The 25,461-nt window shown below is 42.5% G+C and carries 31 protein-coding genes; 21 read left to right on the top strand and 10 right to left on the bottom strand.

Annotated features, from left to right (window positions below):
- The first annotated feature begins 44 nt into the window (after nucleotides 1-44).
- The 14 genes from SVI_RS15910 to SVI_RS15850 all read left to right on the top strand — a co-directional run bounded on the left by SVI_RS15910 (nucleotide 45) and on the right by SVI_RS15850 (nucleotide 11,588).
- Entirely contained in the window at nucleotides 45-917 is an 873-nt protein-coding gene (locus SVI_RS15910) for a hypothetical protein (protein WP_157608716.1), read from the top strand.
- The gene (locus tag SVI_RS15905; RefSeq protein WP_013052641.1) at nucleotides 910-1,680 is read left to right on the top strand and encodes a hypothetical protein; all 771 of its coding nucleotides are present in this window, start codon (nucleotides 910-912) and stop codon (nucleotides 1,678-1,680) included. The genes SVI_RS15910 and SVI_RS15905 overlap by 8 nt, the downstream gene beginning before the upstream one ends.
- A complete protein-coding gene (locus tag SVI_RS15900; protein ID WP_041420025.1) occupies nucleotides 1,634-1,894 on the top strand; it encodes a hypothetical protein in 261 nt (86 codons plus the stop codon). The genes SVI_RS15905 and SVI_RS15900 overlap by 47 nt, the downstream gene beginning before the upstream one ends.
- A 12-nt stretch (nucleotides 1,895-1,906) precedes the next feature.
- Nucleotides 1,907-2,725 (top strand): hypothetical protein, encoded by an 819-nt coding sequence (locus tag SVI_RS15895; RefSeq protein ID WP_013052640.1) that lies wholly within the window; start codon nucleotides 1,907-1,909, stop codon nucleotides 2,723-2,725.
- Between the two features lie 44 nt (nucleotides 2,726-2,769).
- Nucleotides 2,770-2,979, top strand: a complete 210-nt coding sequence (locus SVI_RS15890; RefSeq protein WP_013052639.1) for a hypothetical protein — start codon at nucleotides 2,770-2,772, stop codon at nucleotides 2,977-2,979.
- Between the two features lie 21 nt (nucleotides 2,980-3,000).
- The gene (locus SVI_RS22015; RefSeq protein ID WP_269453339.1) at nucleotides 3,001-3,126 is read left to right on the top strand and encodes a hypothetical protein; all 126 of its coding nucleotides are present in this window, start codon (nucleotides 3,001-3,003) and stop codon (nucleotides 3,124-3,126) included.
- 156 nt (nucleotides 3,127-3,282) lie between these two features.
- The gene (locus tag SVI_RS15885) at nucleotides 3,283-4,011 is read left to right on the top strand and encodes a hypothetical protein (protein ID WP_157608715.1); all 729 of its coding nucleotides are present in this window, start codon (nucleotides 3,283-3,285) and stop codon (nucleotides 4,009-4,011) included.
- Nucleotides 4,012-4,028: 17 nt separating this feature from the next.
- Entirely contained in the window at nucleotides 4,029-4,697 is a 669-nt protein-coding gene (locus SVI_RS15880; RefSeq protein WP_013052636.1) for a hypothetical protein, read from the top strand.
- Nucleotides 4,624-5,655, top strand: a complete 1,032-nt coding sequence (locus SVI_RS15875) for a transposase (protein ID WP_041420024.1) — start codon at nucleotides 4,624-4,626, stop codon at nucleotides 5,653-5,655. Before SVI_RS15880 ends, SVI_RS15875 begins: the two co-directional genes overlap by 74 nt.
- A 703-nt stretch (nucleotides 5,656-6,358) precedes the next feature.
- The gene (locus SVI_RS15870; RefSeq protein ID WP_013052632.1) at nucleotides 6,359-6,754 is read left to right on the top strand and encodes a SirB2 family protein; all 396 of its coding nucleotides are present in this window, start codon (nucleotides 6,359-6,361) and stop codon (nucleotides 6,752-6,754) included.
- On the top strand, nucleotides 6,754-7,542 hold the full coding sequence (locus tag SVI_RS15865) for a transglutaminase family protein (RefSeq protein WP_013052631.1): 789 nt from the start codon (nucleotides 6,754-6,756) through the stop codon (nucleotides 7,540-7,542). The genes SVI_RS15870 and SVI_RS15865 overlap by 1 nt, the downstream gene beginning before the upstream one ends.
- Nucleotides 7,543-7,755: 213 nt before the next feature.
- Nucleotides 7,756-9,024, top strand: coding sequence for a DUF819 family protein (locus tag SVI_RS15860; protein WP_041420023.1), 1,269 nt, complete (start codon nucleotides 7,756-7,758; stop codon nucleotides 9,022-9,024).
- A 676-nt stretch (nucleotides 9,025-9,700) separates the two neighbouring features.
- On the top strand, nucleotides 9,701-10,549 hold the full coding sequence (kdsA, locus tag SVI_RS15855) for a 3-deoxy-8-phosphooctulonate synthase (RefSeq protein ID WP_013052629.1): 849 nt from the start codon (nucleotides 9,701-9,703) through the stop codon (nucleotides 10,547-10,549).
- Between the two features lie 166 nt (nucleotides 10,550-10,715).
- Entirely contained in the window at nucleotides 10,716-11,588 is an 873-nt protein-coding gene (locus SVI_RS15850; RefSeq protein WP_013052628.1) for a DMT family transporter, read from the top strand.
- Here the strand turns inward: SVI_RS15850 and SVI_RS15845 are convergent.
- The 5 genes from SVI_RS15845 to SVI_RS15830 form a co-directional block, all read right to left on the bottom strand.
- Nucleotides 11,575-12,255 carry a phosphatase PAP2 family protein gene (locus SVI_RS15845; protein WP_013052627.1) on the bottom strand — a complete coding sequence of 227 codons (681 nt, stop codon included), beginning with the start codon at nucleotides 12,253-12,255 and terminating at the stop codon, nucleotides 11,575-11,577. The two genes, SVI_RS15850 and SVI_RS15845, sit on opposite strands and share 14 nt — an antisense overlap.
- 122 nt (nucleotides 12,256-12,377) lie before the next feature.
- Nucleotides 12,378-12,467 carry a MetS family NSS transporter small subunit gene (locus SVI_RS21575; RefSeq protein ID WP_231847862.1) on the bottom strand — a complete coding sequence of 30 codons (90 nt, stop codon included), beginning with the start codon at nucleotides 12,465-12,467 and terminating at the stop codon, nucleotides 12,378-12,380.
- Between the two features lie 17 nt (nucleotides 12,468-12,484).
- Entirely contained in the window at nucleotides 12,485-13,975 is a 1,491-nt protein-coding gene (locus SVI_RS15840; protein WP_013052625.1) for a sodium-dependent transporter, read from the bottom strand.
- A gap of 123 nt (nucleotides 13,976-14,098) precedes the next feature.
- A complete protein-coding gene (locus SVI_RS15835; protein WP_013052624.1) occupies nucleotides 14,099-15,037 on the bottom strand; it encodes a ketopantoate reductase family protein in 939 nt (312 codons plus the stop codon).
- A gap of 46 nt (nucleotides 15,038-15,083) precedes the next feature.
- Nucleotides 15,084-15,449, bottom strand: coding sequence for a VanZ family protein (locus tag SVI_RS15830; protein ID WP_041420022.1), 366 nt, complete (start codon nucleotides 15,447-15,449; stop codon nucleotides 15,084-15,086).
- 195 nt (nucleotides 15,450-15,644) lie between these two features.
- Here SVI_RS15830 and SVI_RS15825 point away from each other — a divergent pair, with 195 nt between their 5' ends.
- The gene (locus tag SVI_RS15825; RefSeq protein WP_013052622.1) at nucleotides 15,645-16,130 is read left to right on the top strand and encodes a YajQ family cyclic di-GMP-binding protein; all 486 of its coding nucleotides are present in this window, start codon (nucleotides 15,645-15,647) and stop codon (nucleotides 16,128-16,130) included.
- Between the two features lie 103 nt (nucleotides 16,131-16,233).
- Here the strand turns inward: SVI_RS15825 and SVI_RS15820 are convergent, their stop codons facing one another.
- The 4 genes from SVI_RS15820 to SVI_RS15805 all read right to left on the bottom strand — a co-directional run bounded on the left by SVI_RS15820 (nucleotide 16,234) and on the right by SVI_RS15805 (nucleotide 19,494).
- Nucleotides 16,234-17,667: an AmpG family muropeptide MFS transporter gene (locus SVI_RS15820; protein WP_041420021.1), complete on the bottom strand. Its 1,434-nt coding sequence runs from the start codon at nucleotides 17,665-17,667 to the stop codon at nucleotides 16,234-16,236.
- Between the two features lie 131 nt (nucleotides 17,668-17,798).
- On the bottom strand, nucleotides 17,799-18,119 hold the full coding sequence (locus SVI_RS15815) for a hypothetical protein (protein WP_041420020.1): 321 nt from the start codon (nucleotides 18,117-18,119) through the stop codon (nucleotides 17,799-17,801).
- Between the two features lie 158 nt (nucleotides 18,120-18,277).
- A complete protein-coding gene (locus tag SVI_RS15810) occupies nucleotides 18,278-18,877 on the bottom strand; it encodes a peptidylprolyl isomerase (RefSeq protein WP_013052619.1) in 600 nt (199 codons plus the stop codon).
- 50 nt (nucleotides 18,878-18,927) lie between these two features.
- Nucleotides 18,928-19,494 carry a YajG family lipoprotein gene (locus tag SVI_RS15805; RefSeq protein ID WP_013052618.1) on the bottom strand — a complete coding sequence of 189 codons (567 nt, stop codon included), beginning with the start codon at nucleotides 19,492-19,494 and terminating at the stop codon, nucleotides 18,928-18,930.
- A 183-nt stretch (nucleotides 19,495-19,677) separates the two neighbouring features.
- Between SVI_RS15805 and SVI_RS15800 the strand changes: the two genes are divergently transcribed.
- The 6 genes from SVI_RS15800 (at nucleotide 19,678) to SVI_RS21170 (ending at nucleotide 23,984) form a co-directional block, all read left to right on the top strand.
- Nucleotides 19,678-20,754 (top strand): DUF2804 domain-containing protein, encoded by a 1,077-nt coding sequence (locus tag SVI_RS15800; protein WP_013052617.1) that lies wholly within the window; start codon nucleotides 19,678-19,680, stop codon nucleotides 20,752-20,754.
- A 140-nt stretch (nucleotides 20,755-20,894) separates the two neighbouring features.
- Nucleotides 20,895-21,740: a sterol desaturase family protein gene (locus SVI_RS15795; RefSeq protein WP_013052616.1), complete on the top strand. Its 846-nt coding sequence runs from the start codon at nucleotides 20,895-20,897 to the stop codon at nucleotides 21,738-21,740.
- Nucleotides 21,741-22,173: 433 nt separating this feature from the next.
- Nucleotides 22,174-22,485 carry a cupin domain-containing protein gene (locus SVI_RS15790; RefSeq protein ID WP_013052615.1) on the top strand — a complete coding sequence of 104 codons (312 nt, stop codon included), beginning with the start codon at nucleotides 22,174-22,176 and terminating at the stop codon, nucleotides 22,483-22,485.
- 139 nt (nucleotides 22,486-22,624) lie between these two features.
- Complete coding sequence (locus tag SVI_RS15785) at nucleotides 22,625-22,852, top strand: DUF6500 family protein (protein WP_013052613.1); 228 nt, start codon at nucleotides 22,625-22,627, stop codon at nucleotides 22,850-22,852.
- Between the two features lie 128 nt (nucleotides 22,853-22,980).
- Complete coding sequence (locus SVI_RS15780) at nucleotides 22,981-23,445, top strand: GNAT family N-acetyltransferase (protein WP_013052612.1); 465 nt, start codon at nucleotides 22,981-22,983, stop codon at nucleotides 23,443-23,445.
- A gap of 248 nt (nucleotides 23,446-23,693) precedes the next feature.
- Nucleotides 23,694-23,984: a YkgJ family cysteine cluster protein gene (locus tag SVI_RS21170; protein ID WP_083779911.1), complete on the top strand. Its 291-nt coding sequence runs from the start codon at nucleotides 23,694-23,696 to the stop codon at nucleotides 23,982-23,984.
- A gap of 183 nt (nucleotides 23,985-24,167) precedes the next feature.
- Here the strand turns inward: SVI_RS21170 and SVI_RS15775 are convergent, their stop codons facing one another.
- Nucleotides 24,168-25,433, bottom strand: a complete 1,266-nt coding sequence (locus tag SVI_RS15775) for a methyltransferase (RefSeq protein WP_013052610.1) — start codon at nucleotides 25,431-25,433, stop codon at nucleotides 24,168-24,170.
- Nucleotides 25,434-25,461: the final 28 nt, after the last annotated feature.

The following is a 25,461-nucleotide window of genomic DNA, read 5'->3' as shown; positions in this document are numbered from 1 at the left end:
ATAAGGATATAAAAATGCCAATAAATTGTGCTAGTAGACTATATATGAACAACAAAATAAAGTGTCTTTTACTCATTTTTTCAGGGCTATATGCAACTGTGGTACAGGCCGATAACTACCTGTTGACTATGAGTCAGGATGATAAAGCTTGTCAGCGTTTGTATCAGTTATTTAATGGTGATTTGATGACAAATGGTAAACTCGCTCTAGAAGAACATGAGGAGTTTAATTGGCTAAAGTGGGATCAGCCATATTTCATTATTAGACAAAAAAGCGAGCTAGAGCCTAATTTTGAGGATGAACTGTTAAGCGAAAATGAGTATGAGCAGGAATATGCTTCTTACACTAAGTACTTCTATAAAGGGGCGTTTTTTGACGTAGATAATAATGGTGTCGATGAGTTTATCTCTTTCGAGCGAAGAGGGCCTCATACCTATCAGAATAGAGCTTATGACAATATATATATATACAAAAAGGATTCATATAAGAGGCTAAGAGGAGCTAAAAGCGACCAACAGTTTAGCCCAGCAATAGGCTATGTAGGTAGATTTACCAATAGCTATGTTCTTAAGGAATACCCTATTAAAAGAAAAACCGTTTATACAACGGGGGCTATTAGTCATAGTTGGCCAAATCTGTCAGATCCATATATACGCCCTTTATTGCTAGATAAAACCTACTACATTGCATCATTTGGTAACGTTGACACTCGCATTACTGGGCAAGAATTTATATTTAACCAAAGTATAGATGAAAAAAATGCTATTGCTATCGTTAAATTTATCCCCTCTTACGATGCAGAAAAAATTGAAAATCAACCTAGATTACTCAGTACGGGGCAACCTTCAAACGAAACACAAGATATTTGTTATTTTGTTAAAACACAAGCTATTCAACAGGGAGTTGGTGATGACTAATAAGACTTTATTTTACATAATTTGCGTGTTTTTTTCAATGGAGTGTATGTCAAGCGAGATTCCTGAAAAAACTGATGTGTCTAGCCCATGGGGGAAGTTCGATGAGTTTATTCATTTGTTGTCGACTCATAGAGAAACTATTGCAGAGAAGATAACTTACCCTGATGTTTGCGATTCGATAGTCGATGAATTTATACAAGGTGAAGTAAAAGTTATTCATCCAACAGTAATACTTCCAAGCAATGATGATTTAATTGATTACATGAATGGCAATGCTGCTTGCACTGATTTTAAAATAAAACAAATAGAATATATTGACGGGAGTCAAATTCGCTCTTTTGAGATGCAGCCACCGTATTATCTTTATAAGTTTAGCCTTAATCAATCGGCTTATGTTGGCATAATGCCAAGTGGTGCACATTATCCTTTTAACATTAAAACGCCCAATATTATCGACTTTGAAGAAATTACTTTACCTTATGTAGATTTATGGGATGTAAATCAATGTTCGTACGTTGGTGGTAAGTCAGCACCGACTAATCGAGGTGATTTTGGTTTTGGCATTGTGATATCACCAAGCCGTGGTTTGCTTGCTTATGAATATGAACTCGATTATTCACATGTCAGTCTTGGAATAACGGCGGTATTGAAAAACGAAAGGGAAAACGCATATTGCGTGGTGTCGGGTATAAAAACATTAAACAAGGAGAGTGAGAATGTCGTTAACTACCGTAAATTTAACTGGTCCCTCGTACCAAAATGAACTTGACTTAATTTTAAATATTTTAAAATTAGCTGAAGGTGAGCACCCCAATCACTCCGATGGCAAGGGTATTCCGACAATTGGTTATGGTTATGCGTTGTTGGTGCTTAATAGTAACGGTTTATATGTTCTAAAACCGGATTGGGAGAATATAGTCCAGACTCAAGCGGGCATTACTCTATCTGCATCAGTTATTAGAGAAACTAATATATAGAGCATGATAATTATGAATGACAGGAAAAGAAAAAGAATAGTGATTTTGATCAGCGTATTTTGTTGCTTTTTTTATGTGGACGTGAGCTTCGGTGCGTATTCGGCGAAAGAAATTGAGGGGGGCGGGCAGGCAGATTTTAATACTGTTCCCGTTAAAACTCGAATGAAATTAATTAAATTGAGAGAGGCTAACTCTTTCTACCTGCTTGAGTCTGCAATAAATAAAGATGTTTGTGTAAATATTTTAGCGAGTATTAACAAACCTAGAAAGCATGGCTTTTTTAAAAACAAGGAGAACCTTAGAAAGGGAGAAGAAGGCTTAGTCAATTTGGGTTTACCTGAAATGTTGATACAAACGGAGTTAAATTTTCCGAGAACTGTTATGAGCGGGAAAAATTCAAACTCATCGCGTGTTGAGGAGTTCGTAGTTGACTTGAATAAAGATGGAGTTGATGAATTTATTTATCGTTCTACCGGATATTTATCTAGTGTGTGGGTGCATTCTTTTTACCTGCTTTCTGCTCCATATGACACTGAAAAGTATTCCCGTTTTGGTGAGTTTATGATGAAACAGCGAGAGTTGGATAATGTTTCCAAGTTTTCTTGGCAATGGAAAAAATTTGATGGCCTGAAATCGGGTGACCTTATAAAGACATTTGGCTCACAAGTGATATATGAGCTTATTGAGTTTAATGATCGTTACTATATCCTCGCAACTCGTTCTGTTATCAAAGACAACTCCTCTATCAAAGTGGCGGTTATGATGCTAGGTAATGAAAAAGATATTCTTCCTGCTTGCTTTTTTGAAAGCAGATTTATCGTAGCTAACTAATTTAAACGATGCATTTAAACTTTATTTTTTAAAAGGAATTATTTATGTCTTTAGGGGTTTTACACGACAATTATAACGCGCACGCTGAGCTAAATGATGCTGCTGGTAACCCAGTTACGACCTATATAGCTGCCAGAGATAATATGCTAAAGCGTAAAGAAAATGCACGCTTATTTACATGTCAGTCTTGGAGTCACGGCGGTCTTGAAAAACGAAAGGAAAAACGCATATTGCGTGGTATCGGGTATAAATAGCATTAAACAAGGAGAGTGAGAATGGCTTTAACTACTGTAAATTTAACTGGTAGATCGTATCAAAATGAAGTTGATTTAATTTTAAATATTTTAAATATTTTAAAATTATCAGAGGGTGAGCACCACAATCATTCTGATGGCAAGTGAGTTAAGTTAAAACCCGGCATGTCAGTCACGGTAGAGATTAAAACGGGTACCCGACGATTAATGGAGTTTATATTAGCACCAGTAATGCGCGGAGTGAGTGAAGGGGCGCGAGAGCGTTAGTTGTTGTATTAAGTGAACTTTAAGATGGGTGTGATAATGAATAGTACATTATGTAATAGAATTATATTTATAGGTTTTATCATGTGTCTACTCCCCTCGACTAGCTTTAGTAAAGTGGAAGTAGAAACAAGTCCTTCGTCTCACTTTTTTATTAAAAAAGGTATCGAGAGAGAAGTATGTCAAGATTTTTTAAATCATTTAAATGAAAATGTACAACTTTACTTGTCTAGGCCTAGGTATTTTATATCAGAAGGTAATGTTGTTTTTAGGGCTCCCCCAAAAGTACTTGCCAGTGAGGAGTATTACATTAGGGCTAGCATACAATCTTTACTGAAAGATAAATTCGGCATGGATGGCTATGAAGGCTGGTTTAAACAAATGGAAGGTATAAAGAATAATTTAAATAATGAAATGCAGATTTACATAACCAATATTGATATTAATAATGAAGGTACGTTAGACAGGGTCTTAGTGGCCTCTTATAGAAATCCTCGATATGGTTATATCAATAATAATTATGTTTTAAATAGTGAAGGTGATTTGGCTGCTCATTTTCAAGTAGGAGCAGTATCTCATGGTGAGTTGTTCCTCTATAAGGGAAAAATATATGGCTATTCTGATATGCGAACGTATGTGTCAATTATAGAGTTCACTCCTGCATACCATCGCAACGTCACTAACAAACAAACTCATAAAGATATTATAGGCTTACAAGCTGGTACTAGCCTGTGCAAGTTACAACCATTATCAAAGATAAATAATTAAGGGAATAATTAACGAAAATGATTAAATTACATGGATTGAGCGATGCTGAGTATATCAGGTTACGATATGAGTTCATTAAGCTTTTTGAAGGTTCAACCACTAAGGTTTATGATGATGGTATTGGGTTACCGACTATTGGTATAGGCTTTAATTTGCAGTTAGAGGAAAATCTTGAAGCATTATTAAAAGAGGGGTTTGGTGTTAACTCAATTAACATGGGGGCAGCCCTAATTGAAATGAATCAAGCTATTTCGGATATTGAAACATATGTTCAAATAGCGAAGGCTAACGGAACATATACTGCAAGTTCTTCAACGATTGAAATGCGAAAAATCCTTACTGACCATTGGCGAACTTTTAAATCAGATCCGAATGCAGAGTTTACTCTTACAGATACTTTGAATGGCGCAACTGTTGACGATAAAATTGCTAATGTCTTTGACATTATACTGAATGCAACCGGAGCTAACCCTGGATACGAAACGATTATTTCACAAAAAATGGCTAATGTTGGAGTCAACAAAAGACGGGACAGCCATATCTTTTGTGCTTTAACACATCCTCTACTAACCTTTAAGTTACCTCAACTTCGTTTTGTTCAGGATAACGATTATGACTTCAGCTCGACGAATCCTTATCGATGCAGAATCGACTCCGTTTTACCACATAATAAATCGTTGTGTTAGAAGGGCTTTTTTGTGCGGAGAGGATAAACTCACAGGTAAAAGCTATGAGCATCGACGCGGGTGGATTGTCGAAAAAGTTAAAGCCCTATCTGCTATTTTTTGTATTGATATCTGTGCCTATGCGGTGATGAATAATCACTATCATTTAGTCCTTAAAATAGATACCGACAAAGCCAAGTCATTGAGTAACCGTGAGGTTATTAGTCGATGGTGTAAGGTGACGAAAGGACATGACGTAGCAACTAAATACATGAATGGCGATGCCTTAATCGAGGGTGAGCGGTTACTACTCGATGGGTTATTGGCTGAATGGCATGAACGTCTATCCAGTATCTCTTGGTTTATGCGCTGTCTTAATGAAGAGATTGCCCGTAGGGCCAATCGTGAGGATGAATGTAAAGGGGCTTTTTGGGAGGGTCGTTTTAAAAGCCAAGCCTTACTCGATGAACAAGCACTCCTGGCATGCATGATGTATGTTGATTTAAACCCTATTAGAGCGGGAATTGCTAACACACTCCAAGCATCTGATTATACGTCTATTCAGGAGCGCATTGCCGAGCTAAGTACTTCTGATAAAAACACTAAACCAGATGATGATAAATCAGTATCAACCTCGTGTGAACCACTCAAACCACTTGCCAATTTCGATGGTGCTGCCCATCTAGCGACTCAACCAGGCATCCCATTTCATTTCTGTGATTATTTACAACTTATCGATTGGACTGGCAGAGCCATTAGGTCTGATAAGAAAGGGTTTATTGACTCAAGCCAACCTAAATTACTCAATGAACTTGGCATAGCGCCCGAGGCTTGGATCACCTCAGCGAAAGAGTTTCGCCGCCAATACAGTGGTATTAGTGGTCGTTGGGATGCTATGTGTGCTTTCAAAAAACTGCATAACTGTGGACAATGGTGCAAAGGTAAGGCCTGTAGCGATGCACTTCACCCCTCGCCTTAGTCGTATATAAATCATCTACATATGCTTGGAGATAATTAGGGGTTTCAAATAAACCAAAATACTTTTTTTGATCAATGTCAGTTTAATTAAATCCAATAACCTAACTCATTTCTGTCCAGAAACGTGTTGCTAGCCAGTAAACTCAAATCGAAGAAGCAACTTTCTCGAAACAAGAACAGGTGTGAACGCGGCTGTGACCTTCCGTGACATGGAGGTCACGGCAGAGCCCACAGGGACCGTGCTTGCGGCGGGTCACAGAAGTGTTTGCACATTTAGCGAGCCGCAGGCTATAAATACCAATAAAGCCATGCTTACCAGGTGACATCCAAATATCAAGCCAGCTATATGAACCCAATTCCAACAGATATTTGAAACTTGTTATCCGGCAAGTTAACCCTATGGCGTGTCGCAGAAGTGTTTGCACTAAAGGTCGTTCATTCACATCCATGTGATCACGACATTAGCAAATCCATTTACAGCACCTGCTGCAAGCAATAAATGCCAATGAAGCCATGCTTACCAGATAACAACCAAATACCAAACCAGCCCAATGAACCCAATTCCAAAAGATATTTGAAACTTGTTATTCGACAAGTAAAACTCATCGAAAATGTAGAAATTAGCACTAGGCTAATCGTGCTATTGGAGATGGGGAAGGGGATCAGGTACACTACCGCCTTTGTTAATCTAATAAGAGATTTTAATGGAAAGTCTAAACAGTCTTTATCCTGCTATTAAGCATATTCATTTGACCTTCGTAGCCGCTAGTGTATTGTTTTTTATCGTCCGTTTCGTGCTTCATATGCGTCAGTCTCCCATCATGGACAAGAAGCTGTTTAAAATCGCTCCCCATGTCATCGATACACTACTCTTATTATCTGGTTTGACCTTGTGTTTCACCATTCAACAATATCCCTTCATCGATCCTTGGGTCACCGAGAAATTAGGTGCAGTGCTTGCATACATAGTTTTGGCTACTATCTCTTTAAAGGCTAATCGAGGAAAGCTGTTCAAGGTATTCGCAGCACTCGGCGCGATTGCTTGGGTTGTATATGCAGCTAAGATAGCCATCTTTAAGCAAGCGGTATTAATGGTCTAATGACAACTCTGACTCTGAAAGACGATATTCAATTACCTGATACGGCATTTGAAATTTCGCAGCATCTTGGTTTCTCGAAATTGGAATCAGCCAAGTGGGCCTGGTTAGAGATTGCAGGCTCAGTCTTGAGTCGTTACGTGGTAGACCGTCATGAAAGACTCGATGGTCTATTACACTGGTTCTATCAAGATTTAGGTTTTTGCGTTCGAGAATCTTACTTTAGTGTTGAAGCTGCTGACTTGGGAGCCTGTATTACTACTCGCCAGGGAAATAGTACGACATTAGCCACAGTCTTGATGTTGCTTGCAAAGCAACTAGATCTAGAATTAGAGCCTCTGCTGCTGCCAGGCACGACTGTGTTATGTAGCAAAATTGATGGCAAGACTCGCTATATAGACCCGTTAACCGGTGATGATTTAACCCGGCATGAGCTTCATGTGCTAGTGCGAGGAGAGCTGGGTAATGGCGTAGGCTTTAAGCCTAGCTATCTTAAGCCTGTAAGCTTGAAGCGTCTGATCTCCAGAATGATACACGAGCTTAAAGCTGGCAGTATCGTCTCACATCAGTTTGAGCCTGCGATGGAGTGTTGTAATTTACTGCTTCAATGGCACCCGGATGATCTTAATCTCAATCGAGAACGAGCCTTTATTGCGCAACAGTTAGGCTGTATCAGCGTGGCTGCTGCGGACCTTAAACACTTTGTCGATAACAGTCCACACGATCCTGTCATCGAACTGGTGAAGATGCAGCTCAAAGAGCTCAAGGGTAAACAAGAAGTTTATCATTAACATGTCTGTAAATAAGCAGCTAGTTATGGCTTAGAAGGCTTGCAAGTAAGCGAGCCTTTATTAAATATTGGATGGCAGGTGAGGATTACTGTCATTTACATTTAGCTCAATATTTATCTGTATCGAGCAGTTGCACCAATCACTATGTACCTAAGCTCAAAAATAACAAAAAACATAATAACAATATAGTTATCCTAGGGGAGTTCACACAGCATGAGTAGCACAGCCATAGTGACAAATGATGCCACGGCCTTGGGCCTGTTGGCGGCCATTTTAGGCTTCGTTTTTTATACCAGTAACAGTAAACATCCTTTCTGGACTAAGTTTTACAAATATATCCCAGCACTGCTCATGTGCTATTTTCTTCCATCATTACTTAACACCTTTAATATTATAGATGGTCACACTTCACAGCTCTACTTCGTGGCATCAAGATACCTGCTTCCCGCTTGTTTAGTCTTACTCATTCTAAGTGTCGATCTAAAAGCCATTCTATCTCTTGGTCCTAAAGCCATAATCATGTTTCTGACCGGCACGGTAGGAATAGTGATCGGTGGACCTATAGCCCTGCTTATCATTTCAGCCATACATCCGGAAGTTTTGGGTGTCACTGGGCCTGAAGCTGTTTGGCGTGGTATGACTACCTTAGCCGGAAGCTGGATTGGTGGTGGTGCTAACCAGGCTGCGATGAAAGAGATCTATGAGGCTGGCGGTGATATCTTCTCTATCATGGTGACTGTCGATGTGATTGTCGCCAATATCTGGATGGCAGTATTACTGCTTATGGCTTCTAAGGCCAAGCAGATTGATGCCTGGACGGGGGCTGATACCACAGCCCTCGAAGCGCTAAAAGACAAGGTCGAAAAATACCATGCGGAAAACTCTCGTATTCCTAGTCTGAACGACTTGATGTTAATCGTAGCGGTTGGTTTCGGTGTCACGGGTCTTGCTCATGTATTTGCTGATTTCTTGGGGCCCTTCTTCGAGGCCAACTATCCATGGACTCAAGATTACAGCCTAACCTCTAAGTTTTTCTGGTTGATTGTCACTGTGACGACTATTGGCTTGGCCATGTCATTCAGTCCTGTGCGCCATTTAGAAGCGGCCGGGGCTTCAAAAGTCGCTTCAGTCTTCCTGTATATTCTGGTTGCTACTATCGGCTTGCATATGGATGTATCCAAGTTGGCCGACCCTGATAATTTATGGTATTTCGCCATCGGCATCATCTGGATGCTAGTTCACGCCAGCTTTATGCTTATCGTGGCGAAATTAATTAAGGCGCCACTGTTTTATATGGCGGTGGGCAGTCAGGCCAATGTGGGCGGCGCAGCCTCTGCACCTGTGGTCGCGGCTGCATTCCATCCTGCATTAGCACCTGTTGGTGTACTACTTGCGGTATTAGGCTATGCTGTTGGGACATATATGGCTTGGATGTGTGGTCAGCTACTACAGATAATTTCATCCCCAGGTTTAGTCGGTTAAAGCAGGCTTAAACACTTGGGCTGTGGAAGCTAAATATACATGGCTTAGATCTGTAGTCAGTGACTTACAGATAATTGCATTTCAAGGTCTGTAGGTTAAAACTAGACTCAAACACAGTGGGCAGTGGAAGCTAAAGATACATGGCTTAGATGTGTAGTCAGTGACTTACAGATAATTGCATTTCAAGGTTTGTAGGTTAAAGCAGGCTTAAACACTTGGGCTGTGGAAGCTAAAGATACATGGCTTATATGTGTAGTCAGTGACTACAGATAATAGCATTTCAAGGTTTGTAGGTTAAAACTAGACTCAAACACAGTGGGCTATAGAAGCTAAAGATACATGGCTTAGATGTGTATAGTCAGTGACTTACAGATAATTGCATTTCAAGGTTTGTAGGTTAAAACTAGACTCAAACACAGCCCAGAGCATGCTGTGTATTGGGTGAAGCTATGATAAAGATACATGACATGGATGTGTGGATACCAGCTACAAATTATTGCACCTCAAGGTCTGTAGGTTAAAAATAGGCTTACAGCATGCTGTAAGCCGTGAAAGCTAAAGATATACGACATGGATGTGTGGGCAGCAACTACAAATAATGGCTGTCCAGTAGTTCCTAAACAATTTATTGGTTAACGCTTAGGCAATTGCCTTGGCCTTTTAGAGAGAAGTATTGATGAGTAATAAAGTCCTAAGTCTAGGTGATATCGAGATCGCAAACGATAAACCTTTCGTGTTATTCGGTGGCATGAATGTGCTCGAATCTCGTGATTTGGCGATGAAGATCGCCGAAACGTACGCCGAAGTGACGCAGAAGTTAGGTATTCCTTATGTTTTTAAAGCTTCATTCGATAAGGCTAACCGCTCGTCGATAAATTCATACCGTGGTCCGGGCATGGAAGAGGGGCTAAAGATCTTCCAGGAGATTAAACAAACCTTTAATCTGCCGCTGATCACAGATGTGCATGAAATAGATCAGTGCGCGCCAGTGGCTGAAGTAGTGGATATTATTCAGTTACCCGCTTTTTTAGCTCGTCAAACTGACCTTGTAGTTGCCATGGCAAAAACCGGCGCCATCATCAATGTGAAGAAGCCACAGTTTTTAGCTCCTCATGAGATGCGTCATATCATCTCTAAGTTCAACGAAGCGGGTAATGATAATATTATTCTGTGTGAACGTGGATCAAGTTTCGGTTATAACAATCTGGTTGTCGACATGCTGGGCATGGATGAGATGAAGCAATCCGGTTATCCGGTGATCTTCGATGCCACTCATGCACTTCAGCGTCCTGGTGGTCGAGCCGACAGTGCTGGTGGTCGCCGCGCTCAAGCAACTGAGCTTGCAAGAAGTGGCATGGCTCTAGGTTTAGCTGGTCTGTTCATCGAAGCGCATCCGGATCCAGACAATGCAAAGTGCGATGGTCCATGTGCCTTGCCATTGAATCAGTTAGAAAACTACCTGACTCAGATGAAAGCAGTGGACGATTTGGTCAAGTCATTCGATGCCATAGATACCAGCAAGTAAGCTGCTTGTTTGCCATACTAAGCCTCGGTCATTTGATCGGGGCTTTTTTGTTCATCTTGTTGATAGTGAGTATATTTAACTTTCCATCCCCTGATATCGCCTGTGGTTCATCTATGGGATATGCTTAGCCAGCCTTTTCATTGTTTCTAAGAAGTAGTCGTACCCTATGTGGATCTTCTTTACCTTCCTCGCCGCCTTTATGCAGGCCTGGCGTAATGCATTTCAGAGTCAACTTAGCAAAGAGGTTAAGGTAGCCGGTGTTACCTTGGCACGCTTCCTATGGGCAGGTCCCATCGCGGCACTCTATCTCGGCAGCCTGTATCTTTGGCAACCGGTAGCCATGCCTGAGATATCGCTTCAGTTCAGCTTGTATGTACTCGGTGCTTCTGCAGCGCAGATATTGGCAACTGTATTACTGGTGCGGCTGTTTAAACTTAAAAACTTTGCTGTAGGAGCCGGGCTTGCCAAGAGCGAGGCCTTGGTTGCTGCCGTATTAGGCGTGTTATTTTTTGGTACTCAGCTTAGCGGTTTGGGCTGGCTTGGTGTGATCATCGGAGGCTTGGCAGTATTTATGATGAGTAGTGCCAAGGGACTCAGAGGCATCTCATTTAAGACTGCCTTCATAGGTTTGGCTTGTGGTACTGGTTTTGCGCTGACTTCTCTCTGGGTTCGCCAAGCAAGTTTGATATTGGATTTACCTTTCCCCCACAGAGCTGCCTGGGTCTTACTCTTCGTCATTACCATTCAAACCTTGGTCTTGCTTGCCTATCTGCTGATTACAGACAAGCAAGTATTAACGGCATTGATAGAGCGACCTAAGCTAACCTTGCTCACTAGCATTACGAGTTGTTTGGGCTCTATTGGCTGGTTCAGTGCCATGTCACTGCAATCTGTACCTTACGTAAAAACCTTAGGCCAGATTGAGGTCTTCTTCACCTTGTTAATCGCCATGTTTTGGCTCAAGCAGAAAGTAAAAATAAAAGATATGTTGGCACTGCTACTCATCGCCCTAGCCGCCGTCTTAGTTATGTGGAGCTAGCTGGTCGTGGTTTCCTATTAAGCTTTTTGATGCTGTTGGCTTTATTGCTCCCTAGGATAACCATATGGGCGATGAAGGTGCCCAGTGTGGCTCCGGCAAGTAAGTCTCCAAGAAAATGATAATTAAGTCCTACTTGCCCTATGAGCACACCTAACATGCAGGCTAGCCAAACGGGTCGAAGACGCGGGAAGTGGTACCAAAATACTGTGGCCAGCGAGAAGGTAAAAAGCGCATGGCCAGATGGAAATGAGTTGTAGGCAATGCCCTGAGCAAAGGGATGAAATGCCTCAAGGCCATTATTAATCCATGATGGGTTATCATTGACCCAAGTCTCTGGCCAGGTACGACCGAAAGCTATCTTGGCGGATACTCTCACTAAGCTGGCTAAGGCAATCGTGGCGATAAGATTAATCATGAGTGAACTAAAACGTTCACGGCTGCGCTTAATGAAGACGCTCATGATGAAAACTGCCGCAATTACCTCGAGTACAGTGGGGATCTGGCTGAGTAACTTAAGTAATGTGCCTGAATAGCCATGAGCATGCATAGCGTCGGCAATGGTGCGATCCCAGAAATTAACACTGATAATAATCAAAACCAGCATGAAACCATAGCCGAGTATCGCGGTCAGTAGTCGATTCGAATCAAATAGGGGAATATGTTTCATTGTCTTGCCGTAACTGAGGGTGTTTCATTAGGAGATAGCTGGTTAATCTACCTTTTTATGTGGTCGATTGCATCAAGTGTTTTGCTAGAGAAAAACTGCCCAGTAGAAGTAAAGAGTATCGGCTAATCCTGGGGCTGTTTCTTCTTTCTTATGGCTATGGCTATGCATAAAGCGGCACCGCCCCAAGTGATACATAGGGCAAGACTTATCATGATAATAGCGCCGCTGGTCATAGCTGGTCTTCCTTGTTCGTCGTGAGTAAGTTGATGATTAATGAGATAACCAACATTGCCAAGATGAGCCCCCAACCTAAGATGAGTTGATCTTTCATGGGGTAGTCACCATAACCTTGGGTGACAGTATTGATGAGGTTTTTTACTAAGATGATGGCGAGCATAGCTGGGCTCAGAAATCGTAGACACAGATCGAACCATCTTCCCACGGTAAAATCAGACAAGCGATTGGCATAATCCCTAATGTCGGCGATCTTAAACAACCAGGCCAGAATGATAAGCTCGATAAAACAGCTGAAAAGCAAGGCAACATTGTTAATAAAGTAATCAACCAGGTCGAGAAGCAGTAAGCCACCGTTAGTCGCAAAAGTCATGGAGATAAGGAAGCCGCTGCCGCAAACCAAGGATGCAGCAGGTTTACGGGCTAGTGTTAACTTGTCCATCACAGCAGAGGTGACGGCTTCTATGATGGAGATGTGGGAACTCAAACCCGCAACCACTAAGGCAAGAAAGAAGAGTGGCCCAAATATATAGGGAGCGGGCAGTAAATTGATGGCAGCGGGTATAGTGACGAAGGCTAGTCCCACCCCTGAAGATACGACTTCGGTTAGCGCCTTGCCTTGCTCCTGAGCCATATAACCTAAGACACCAAAAATCATTATCCCCGCCATGATTGAGAAGCCACAATTAATTAATACCGTCATGAAGGCATTATTAGTAATGTCTGATTTCTCAGGCAGATAGCTAGAGTAAGCCAGCATGATGGCAAAGCCGACGCTCAGAGTGAAAAATATCTGTCCGTAGGCAGCTGACCAGATCTTAGCATCGAAAATCTTACTAAAGTCCGGTTCAAACAGATAATTTAAGCCTTCTAGAGCGCCGGGGAGAAAGATTATGCGTCCAATGAGAGTTAACACCATAATAAAGAGTAAAGGCATCATGATTTTGCTGGCTCGTTCAATTCCGCCCCTGATCCCAGTGAAAATGACGAGGGAGGTAATAGACCAGGCAATGGCCATAGGGATGGCAATATGCAGTTGAAACTGACCCAGTTTTGAGGGGGTGTTATCGCCTAACTGTAAATACTCTTCGAAGAAGAAGGCATTGGTATCGGCGCCCCAGCTCTGGGTAAATGAAAAGCCGAGAAACGAGATTGCCCAGCCGATAATAGCCACATAGTAGATAGCAATAATGGCGGCGATAAAGACCTGGAACCAACCAAGCCACTCCAGTCTTAGCCCATAATTCTGCCCAAGCTTGGCAAATACTTTAGGGGCCGCGCCTCTCAGTCTATGGCCTAGGCTAAACTCCATGATCATGAAGGGAATACCGGCAGATATCATGGCGAACAGATAAGGGATGAAGAATGCTCCGCCGCCATTCTCATAGGCCATGTAGGGAAAGCGCCAAATATTGCCAAGGCCGATGGCGGAGCCCACTGCGGCGAGAATAAAGCCCACTCGCGAGTTCCACTGCTCTCTTTGCATAAACTAATCCATTGTTTTCAGTCTACTGTTGTTGACCTAATAGTAGACTCAAAAATGAATTACTGCCTTTTGCAAGTCGCTTTCACTTACTCTGTAGGACAGGGCATCTGCTGAAAAATGGGCCTAATTTAGGTAACTAGCTTCGATTGATTTTATGCGTTTAACGAGTGAAAGGTTAACCTTAGTGGTTAGCCCATATTCCTTAGCTCTGGCTAGGATATAACCGTTGATGCTGTCTATCTCGGTTCGTCGTTTATTCGTCACATCTTGATGCATGGAGGAGAAGTTGGCACTGGTGAGCTCGATAACACTGTACACTCGGTTGGTGAGTGCTAACTTGTCCAGTTCTATTCCTGTAGCCATAGCGACATCGACCAGTTCAGTGACTATATCGTCAATTTCTTGCTTATATTTGGGTGCTGCGAGGGCGCCATTGGGGCAGTTTTCTATTGCTGTAAGCGGGTTTATTGCCGCATTAATCGCAAGTTTTTGCCAAAGATACGGCAAAATTGGTGTGCACCACTCACTATCTGGAATCGCTCTAAGCAAGCTCAGCTTCAGAGCCGATGGCATCAATGGACCGCTTAGGTGACCTATTTGAGTTATTCCTGTGCCAGTTTGTTTGAGCCGCCAAGTGTCTTGCCTAAATGCGCCCTGAGAGGTAGTGCCTAAACTCAAGCCTCTGCCTTGGAGCAAGGGTTCCACTTCAAGGTGAGGACCTAAACCATTGTGAAGCAGCAGTATGTGACAGCTCTTGGGAAGTTGTGATATGGCAGATTTTATTGCATCAAGGACCTGATAGGATTTTACACAGACGATGAGTAATCGTGTATTGCTCAATAGTAGGCACTCACTTTTATATGTGTCTGATGACGCTATACAATGGAGCTCTGCGGTGGACTGTGTCACTTGACCATTTAAATGGGTCAGGGTGAGCACCTCTTGGCCTGAGGTCTTTCCCCGAGTAATAAAATAGGGGGCTAGTTCGGCCTTTACTAGCTGATGATAAATCAGTTGTCCGATGGCGCCAGCGCCAAGGATGGCTATAGATGGGTTACACATAGGAGTTATGGCCGAGTTTTGGGGCATGATTCGCTCTTATTAAAGGTTAGCGGGATTCGGTGACCTTAGTGGCACTAAAGTAGCGCTTATAACTCCAAAGACAAAAATAGAAAAGTAAAATACCTGCCATATCGGCAATAAAGTCGGCCACAGAGGCGCTGCGATAGGGCAGCCTAGATTGCACCAGTTCAATGAAGATGGCATAAACCGACAGCGTAGCTGTAAGCAAGTACCACTTAGGCTTAAACGCTAAATATGTCAGTAGAGATAAACAAAAGAAGCTGCCAAGATGGCCCACTTTATCCATATTCGAAAACAGCTGAGGATAATGCGGCCTAGAAAATACCAGGTAGCTGATGACTATTACCGCTATGACTAGGCTAAGCCTAAAAATATGTTGTTTAGATATCAAAATTTCATATATATCTGATGGTTTTTTTTATCATAAAAAAATGACGGCCGATTGTCACTATTAAACTATCCTTTCCAGCATGTTATTAAGCAGAATTAATACACTGATAGGAAGAGGTCATCCAGTATCAATAACTTTAATAGCGTAAATACGGTAAACTAGCGCCACTAAAAATATTCTAATAGGACACTTGAAATGCCATCAATGGATATAGTTTCTGAAGTCGATGAAGTTGAATTACGTAACGCGGTCGATAACTCGGTACGTGAGCTTAAGAGTCGTTTCGACTTTCGCGGCAAGGAAGCGAGCATCGAATATAAAGATCATATAGTGACGCTATCTGCTGAAGATGACTTTCAGTGCCTGCAATTGGTCGATATTTTGCGCATGCAGATGAGTAAGCGTAACGTTGATCCTGGATCTATGGATGTCGATGAAAAAGCGGTTCACAGCGGAAAAACCTTCTCATTGAAAGTACGATTCAAAGAGGGAATAGAAACCTTAATTGCTAAGAAGTTAGTTAAGAAGATAAAGGACAGTAAAATTAAAGTTCAGTCTTCAATTCAGGGCGATTCTGTTCGAGTAACAGGCAAGAAACGTGATGATCTGCAGGCCGTTATGGCACTAGCTCGTGAAGCAGACTTAGGTCAACCTTTTCAGTTTGACAATTTCAGAGACTAGTCTCTGAGGTTCACTTTTTCGAAAGATTAAGATAAGGCGCTTAAAGCAAACACTTTAAGCGCCTTTTTGTTTTTTGATGAAAATAAAATACTAGCTGCCAAGGCTAATTCTTAGTCACCGAAGCCTCATCGGATTCTTCTTCCATGGCGTCATTAACCTTATTGAGCTCATCATGACGGGTGCGTTTATCGACAATATACACCAGGAGTAGAACTGGAAAGCCTATGGCACTGGCGGCGATGAAGAAGTTTACATAACCGAAATTATCGACATAGACTCCGGAGAATCCGGCGATAAATTTAGGGAAAAGTAACATGATGGATGAGAGTAGCGCGTATTGAGTCGCACTATATCCAGCGCTCGTCAAGCTGGATAGGTAGGCTATAAAGGCTGCAGTGGCAATGCCAGCACTGAAGTTATCGATGGAAATGGCCAAGGTCAAAAATGGCACGTTGTAGCCAATGACAGCTTGCCAGGCAAAGAGTAAGTTAGTCACAGCAACCAGTAATGCACCGACGAAGAGTATCTTCATGGTACCAAATCTGGCTATCAATAAACCGCCAAATCCAGCACCGACTAAGGTCATTATCAGGCCATAAACCTTACTAATTGTTGCTATCTCTGTTTTACTGAAGCCCATATCGACATAAAATACATTTGCCATGATCCCCATGACAATATCTGAGATGCGATAACAAGATATCAGCAATAAGATCAGTATGGCATTGCGTCCGTATCGCTTAAAGAAGTCCATAAATGGCAACACGCTGGCCGTGTATAACCAAGATAAAATATTGGCTATAACCTTAGGATAGCGTTGCTTTAACTCTTGCATGATGAGCTGTTCTTGCTCGTCGGCCTGCTTAACCTCTACGTCGGGCTCTTTACAAAAAAGAGTGGTCAAAATGCCTACGGACATTAGGCCTGCCATGATCATGTAAGCCATTTGCCAGGACAATAAACTGTATTCATCGTTACCAGGGGAGACCCAAGCTGCAATGGTTAATGCGCCTGCGGTGGCAATGATCATCGCACTGCGATAGCCAACCTGGTAGGCCGCAGCTAGTGCCGCCTGCATCTTCTCTGGTGCAGATTCGATTCTAAAGGCATCTATGACGATATCTTGGGTGGCAGAGGCAAAGGCGACCATAAGTGCAAACAGAGCCAGTCGCTCAAGATCTTTGACCGGATCGCTGAAGGACATGCCTAAAATAGCCCCAACCAAGAGTATTTGAGCAAATAGCATCCAGCCTCGTCTGCGTCCAAGTAGTTTGGTTAAGATGGGCAGAGAGAGTCTGTCTACCAGGGGGGACCAGGCCCACTTGAATCCATAGGCGAGGGCTATCCAGCTGAAATATCCTATGGCGGCTCTATCTATGCCCGATTCTCTTAACCAGAATGACAATGTCGAGAACACTAGCATCAAGGGCAGACCGGCTGAAAAACCGAGTAGTAGCAAGACTAAGACGCGTTTGTGGCAGTAAATCGAGAAAGCGTCTTTGACTTGGTCAAGCTTGGAGGAGGCTGAAGATAACATAGGGAAACTTAAGAGGTATTAATCGGCTTAGCTTAATACCAAATAGTTCAAATGACTAGCTTAAGGAATCATAAACGCAATGAAAAGCCCAAACATAGAGTTTGGGCTTAGGCTTCAAGTTTACCTGTAGATCAAGGTCTGATCCCTACACATCCCATTGGCACCTGACCACCGAGATTAAGATAATCACAACATTCGTCAATTTGCTTGCGCAGATATTGATTGCCGCGGATCATCCAATCGGGCCATTTGTCAAAGGCATGCAGTAGATGCCAGAACACTCTCTCCATGTCTGACTGCGCGTCACCCTGATGATTGAACTGTTGCCATTCTTCTAGGGTGTCCCATAGATATAGCTGGACCTCATTAAAATCGAGTTGATCACTCAGAAACGCTTTTCCATATTGGGCCAGCTGGGGCGCTTTATTATCGATGAACTCAGTTGGGGTCATCAAATCGCCTCCTTATTTACAACTTAATCAGTATAGGACTAAATATAAAAGTGTGACTGAAACTTGTGAAAAACATTGAATAAACTTAAATGTTAAATAAGTTTATTCATATTTTCAGTTGCTTAGTTCTTATGCTGTCGGCTTGAATACTTTTCTGTTTACTCGTCTCTTGGTAAAAGTGTCGCTTTCTTTAAAATGATGTCTTTAACAGGGAAGTCAGGCCAGTCAAGCTTGCTGTTGTGTTCTGTCGCCACACCAGCCATTGCGGCGAGCACGTCTTCGCCTTGGGTGATTTCACCAAACACGGCATATCCCCATCGTCTCGATGATGGGTCTAAGCGTTTATTATCTGCAACATTGAAATAGAATTGGCTGGTGGCCGAATGAGGATCATTATCCCTTGCCATGGCTATAGTGCCGAAGCTGTTCGACAGTCCATTGCCCGATTCGTTAACGATAGGAGCATCATAGGGCTTCTCTTCTTGATTAAGGTCGAGTCCGCCGCCTTGCACCACAAAATCGGCGATAACACGGTGGAACAGGGTATTGTCATAATGACCCTTGACCACATAAGTGAGAAAGTTATCCACTGTAATGGGGGCTCGGGTTCTATCTAGCTCTAGCACTATGGTGCCCATGCTAGTGTCGAGCTCGACTTTGGGATACAGAGTATTGGGTTGAATATCTATGGCCATGGCCAAGGAACTTATACTCACGGTCATGGTGAGTAGTAATAATGTGCAAATTTTACGAAACATAGGGCTTCCCTGTTAGTTTTACATTGTCTTAGGTGCTGGCTTGTTAGCTATTATTGTTGGATAAATTGATTAAGCTCAGGGTCGTTGATTATCTCGCTACTGAGTTGTCCGAGTAACTTGTTCATTTCAAGCTCTAACTGGGCATAATCTGCACTGAAAGGACCGGATAATGTGCCTCGAGCCGAGTAACGCTTGGTTAGCACCTGACGACTATTTTTTGCGATAATATTAATGATGATATTGCTCTTGGCTTCGAAACTGAATGTGGATTCTGTCACATCTGTGAGTAGCTGCTCTACTTGAATCTGCACATGTTTAACTGAGCTTGGATCGATTTGATAACCCGCTTGGGTAAATCCTGCTCGAAAGACTCGATCCATCTGTTTTCTGGGCGCTTCTGAGGGGCTGACTAATTTTGCCGCATCAGCGCCATTGTTAAATCTTACGATGAAATTGGCTGAGCGAGTATCTATTGTCTCTATGGCTAGTGTCTGACGAGAATTCGTTTGCTGTTGTACCTTGGGCACTTGTGGGTGCAAGGCTATGTGGCTGGGAGCATGATTGGCACAGGCAGACAGTAAAACTGATGCGGTGAACAATAGAATAAGACGTTTCATTGGCTGATTTTCTTAATTAGTAATATCAAAAATTAGGTGGCATCAGCATACCAGAAATGATTTTGCTTGCCACAGCTAGTCAGCGGCTCAACGACTAAAACCTAAATGAATCCAAAATTTGACTNTAAATTAGAATCCCATCAAGTTAGAGTAAAAGTTCGATTTTTATACAGGGAATGCTCAATGGGATTAGCGCAAACTCGTCCAAGCCAGGTAGTGAATAAGCTAGTCACAATGGCCGCGCCTAAGGAACTTATGGACAGTCAAGGTAAGCCTATTTTTGGTTATTTTGATGGGCCAGTAACAGACTTAGCGCTAGAGAGGTTCGCTTATTTCAATGAGATGGATAAGCCTGCTTCATCTTTAAACAAGCACTTTCATTTTAAACAGTTTCAATTTGTTAGTCTGGTTACGCCTAGATATATTATAGGTGTCGCTATCGCCGATATTCGCTATATTGGCAGCGCTTTTTGCTATCTTTATGACATCAGTAAGAATCAAATAACGGAAACATCTTGGCTCAAACCTCTGGGGATGGGCTATCGAATGGAACCTTCTCCTATGTCTGGTTGCGCTAAGATCAGCAGCGCTAAGGGGACCATAGAGTTTAATTTGCGCGAGGGTGTGTGGCATCTGGCTATTACAACTCAGTCTATCGAGGCCAAACTTGAGCTTGAATCACCTCCCTTAAGTCTGCCCATCTCACTTTGTACTCCGACGGGATACAGTGGTTGGACTTATACCCAGAAACATAATGGATTAAAACCCAAGGGAACACTGACGATTAATGCTGAGCCTCAGCCGCTCAATAAGGCGTTAGCCGGATATGATTTTTCTGCTGGATATATGCGTCGTGAGACTAGCTGGCGCTGGGCTAGTATTAATGCCCATACTCAAGATGGCACCATAGGCTTGAATCTAGCCGCCGGTGTGAATGAGACCGGCGCTTGCGAAAATGTATTTTGGATCAATGGCGAGCGCCACCTGCTAGGTCCGGTACGTTTCGAGTTTAGCCGAGAGAATGGCAATCCTGTCTCTAAGCCTGTAGCAAGTTGGCGTATCTATTCCGACAATGGCCAAATAGATCTGACTTTTCAGCCCAGAAATTGCCGCTCAGAGAAACTAAACCTCTGGCTGTTAAAGAGTAACTTCAGGCAGTATGTCGGTCACTATTCGGGTCAGATAATTGATAACTTAGGCAACAAGCATACCTTGCATAAGGTACTTGGCCTTACCGAAGATCACTTTGCCCTTTGGTAGAAGCTAAATTAGCTCCGGCATCATTACCGAGTGGCGAGTATTTGGATACTCAGGTTCAGCCTTGCTTGGCAGCATTAGCAATAAGTATTCACAATCAGTTTTAGAGAAAATAAGAATAAGAACAAGAGAAAGGAAATCTGATGGAATTTAGTTCACTGATCGCTCACCCAGAGATGCTGCTTCTCGTGCTAGCCCCTATCTTCTTTGCATGCATCTTAATGGAATGGTATCTGGGTGACAGGCGGAAAAAGTTACCCCATAGTGCCCGCTATCATCTTCCCGAAGTCTTGTGTAACTTTGGTTTGGCAGGGATGCATCAAGGGGCGGATATCTTAACCGGTTTACTGGTCGCTAAACTCTATCTGATGTTTTTTGGCTGGCGCTTGTTTGATATCGAGATGAATGCCATCAATTTTGTGCTACTCATGATAGCTCAGGACTTCTGCTATTACTGGTTCCACCGTGCCAGTCACAGGATACGTTGGATGTGGGCGGCCCATGTAGCTCATCATAGTTCGGAAAATATGAATTTTAGTACCGCATTTAGACAATCCTTAATGTACCCCTTAGCGGGCATGTGGGGATTTTGGCTGCCGTTAGTGGTGCTAGGCTTCGATCCAAACTGGGTGGTATTTGTGGTCTTACTCAATCTGGGGCTACAGTTTTTTGTGCATACCCAGGCGGTTAGAACCTTAGGTCCAATCGAGTGGATATTCAACACACCATCACACCATAGAGTGCATCACGGCCGTAATCCTCAATATATAGATAAGAACTATGCCGGCGTGCTGATCATCTGGGATCGCATGTTTGGTACTTATGTTAAAGAGGAAGAAACGGTGGAGTATGGCATCACTAAACCTATTAACAGCTTCAACCCGCTTATTGTCACTTTCAGTGAATGGAGGTCTATGTTCAAGGAAGCGTTTTCGCCAGGGTTAACGCTAAAGCAGAGGGCAAGCTTGTTATTCTCGCCACCAGAGTAGGATAAGCTTCGAATGAAGCTTATCGGCATTTTTGTGGTTTCATCTAGCTAGTTTGGTATTGGCTGTGTGTCGATAAATTTGACCTTATTAGCTAGCCCCTGTATTCCCAAGATGGCTGGGTGTACTTTGTCCGTAGTTGGACTGGTCATCATATCTTTGCAATACAAGTGCCTGCTAGTCCAGCTGGTGGCGCCAACGTTATTTTAACTCGGGTGAATAACAACCGAAATCAATATCGAACTCAGTGCATACAACAGGATATTTAGTGACTAGATGGCATTATTAAAGGTAGATTTTGCATTGTGAGCAGCGCTTAACAAATTGCTGCATTGGACTCGTCAAACTGTCATTCGTTTTGCAAAAAACGCCAGTTAAACTCAGCGCTGAGCTGACGTCATGAGCGATTAAAGCTTTGCATTTAATAGGAGGTTTCGTGGAAATTATCAGAAGCAAAGATTTTACAGCAACTCGTGCTTGGGGAGCTAAAGATATAGCGAATATGAACGGGATAAGCACTCGTTTACATTGGACTGATCAAGCTTATAAATGGCACATAAATGATGGACAAGAAGTCTTCGTTATTCTAGATGGCGTGGTAGAAATGTTTTATAAGCAAGACGGAAACGAGAAATCTACAATATTAAATGTTGGTGATATTTTTTACGCCTCAGTTGGGACTGAGCATGTAGCACATCCTATCGGCGAAGCTAGAATATTAGTCATAGAATCAGAAGGCAGCGTATAGCTAATAAGGCTATGAATAAAAATGCTGGCTTGTTCGCTTGGCTCAATGTTAGCAAACTATTATCAGCCCCATTAATGGGCCTAGGTGTACTATCCGTCTTAGTGCTTGTGTTGGTATTATCGAAATATAGAAGAGTTGTATGAGAGAGAGTCTTAGGCTGAAAATCATCCAAGTTTGTGATGAAAAAATAGAGAAAAAAGGAACTAATGTTGGTTTGTCATTTTATGCTTTTTTCGCTAATAAAAATGATGATCCCGTATTACTCATGGAAGCCGCAGAATGGTGGATCATGACTCATAAATTAGATCATTTTGAAAAGGCATTAAAAATCAAAACAATGCTTGAATCGATTAATCTTGAGATTTGACTTAACCTGTCGAATCACACTATTAAGTAGCTTAATCCTAGGGCTAAATCTGTCGCGTTTTTTTGCAGCGAAACCGAAAGTAACTACGGCTGAAATGCCGTCGATTAGGTTAGCGTTCACGAGGAAGTATGGCAGCTAATTGTAGACTTCTAATATCAAAGGATAGCTTAAATTATCGTGAGTTACGTCTGGAGAGTTTAAGGCTTAACCCTGATAGTTTTGGTGCCGACTATGAAGACGAAGTTAACATTCCACAATTGCATTTTGAAAAATTAATAGAGCAAGGGAGTATAGATGCTCTTATGTTAGGGGCTTTTGTCGGGGGTAAACTTGTTGGCTTATGTGGATTACTGGCTTCACATTCGGGTCCAGTTATAATTGTGCAAATGTATGTACAGTCAGGCTATCGAGGGATGGGAGTGGGTTCTCGGCTTCTTTACCTTGCAAAAATAAGCCTTAGTGAATTAAATCATGACTCACTAATGTTGACAGTATTTGAAGATAATCAAAGTGCGATTAACACTTATACAAAAGCAGGTTTCATTGCCACTAAAGTAGAGGAAGATGAAGTTTATATGGTATTTCATCGGTGAATATCAATAAGCATCATACTGTTGGGAGGTTATAGTCACTAGTTAGATTTTAAGTGGTTTGTTTGGCTGAGCAGCATAGCGAAACGTGATGAAGTGGCCGCTCTTTAATTGGCGTCAAAGGGCCAAATTGATTTGTAGAATCCAGTGTTATAATTAGCGTCCATATATGGCTTTATTCTGCACTATAAGTTCGAGAAAAATTCTTGTTTAGAGTATCCTATTAGTCATTGAATTTATTGTTGCTGTTTATGACGATTATAGTAAAAAACATACAAGTTGCCGAAGTCACATGTTCGAACTGTCAGGCATGCTGTTGTAGCTCAGAAGTCATGATTCTTTCTGAGACGGGTGTTCCTGATCAGCATATTTATGTTGATATGCATGGGAATGAATCTATGTTGCGATTAGATGATGGCTGGTGCTCTGCTTTAGATAGAGATACGTTAATGTGTTCTATCTATGAATATCGACCATGGATTTGCCGAGAGTTTGATATGGGAGGAAGTGACTGTATCGATGAAAGGATAGAGAAAATGTAGGCTCGCTGACGCTGCGTTTTTGTTATTCCTCCTCAAGGCACATTCATCTATTTTGTATGAGAATTTAACTTTTTACTGTTAAACATTGAGTCGTACTCAGTATTTCTGAATAACCCAAGCTAGCAAGATTCTTAACCACTTGTTGTCACCCAAGTGGCTAGAATTTGTTATCCCATATCCGGCTTAACGCTTTGCACCATAAAGTGAACTCTGTGGGTGTGGCTCGCTCGGTTGAGAGCTATCAGGGGCATCACTGCTGGGCGCTAAGTATTCATCTTCATGGGACTCGGCTTTCTTGCTGATCTTCTGCGCCTGTAAGATAACAAACTTACCGTTGGACTCGACAGTGGTGCAGTTTTTAAAGATACGCTGTAGTTTCACGTGATAAGCCAGATGACGGTTACCTACAACATGCAAAATCCCGCCATTTTTCAGTGCTCGCCAAGATTGAAGAAACATCTGCCAGGCGATATGGTCGGTAATAGCTTCACCTTGATGGAAAGGTGGGTTACACAGAATCAAGTCCGGGCGTACGCCTTCGCTTAGATGGGTTAAGCAGTCATCCCAGCCGAAGGTGGCCTGCTCGCCAACGAGATCTGTAGTATCTAAATTGTTGAGTGACCAGTTTTGTCTTGCCGACTCGACAGCCATTTCTGAGTCATCGATAAAATGAACATAAGCTTTTGGAAAAACTTGCTTAGCATGTAGACCCAGCACACCATTGCCACAACCCAGATCTATGATAGAGGTGAAGTCACCCTTAGGCATGTTATCCAGCATGATGCGGGCGCCGATATCCAGCTTGTTGGCAGCAAAGACATTACTTAGGTTACTGATCTCTAGCTTCAACTCAGGAATAGACCAAGTGACACCTTGTGGCAGGGAACGAACCTTGCCATCACTGATGCAGGTTATCACTCGGGTTTTCTTCCAGGTCAGGCTGGCACTTGCCGGGCCTAAATTTTTGGCAAACACTTCGAGTAGTGACTTGTTGATTGATTTTGCTTTTGCGCCAATGAGTACCTGAGTGCCCTGAGGTAAGACTTGAGATAATCGGCTAAGCTGGTGAGCGAAATAGCTCAGGTTTTTTGGCAGTTTCATCAATACCAGTTCAACTGAACTCGGCAGTGCTTCACGGCTATTAACCCAACGAATATTCTCGCTATTGAGTTTATTCTTGGCTAAGTTTTGCTGGGTGCCTAACTGACTGGTTTTGGCGTCAGTTTCTAATAGGAGTGGCCATTGACTGTCCATAGAGAGAAGGCTAGCCGTCAGAGCACCGAAATTATCATTGATGATAGCCGTGGTTACCGCAGTCTGCTCAATTTCAGTCAGATGCTTGATCAGGTGCTCATCAGCAGCATCCCACGCCTGTAGGTTGGATTCCTGTTCACTTGGATAACGATGTAATTCTAGTTCGATATCTGCTACTGAAAATTGAGTTGTCATAAGTCAAACTGTACCAATAAAATGAGGG

It is taken from the genome of Shewanella violacea DSS12, assembly GCF_000091325.1.
GTDB lineage: Bacteria > Pseudomonadota > Gammaproteobacteria > Enterobacterales > Shewanellaceae > Shewanella > Shewanella violacea.
The sequence above is the reverse complement of the archived record's forward strand: the minus strand, read 5'-3'. Positions and strand labels throughout refer to the sequence as shown.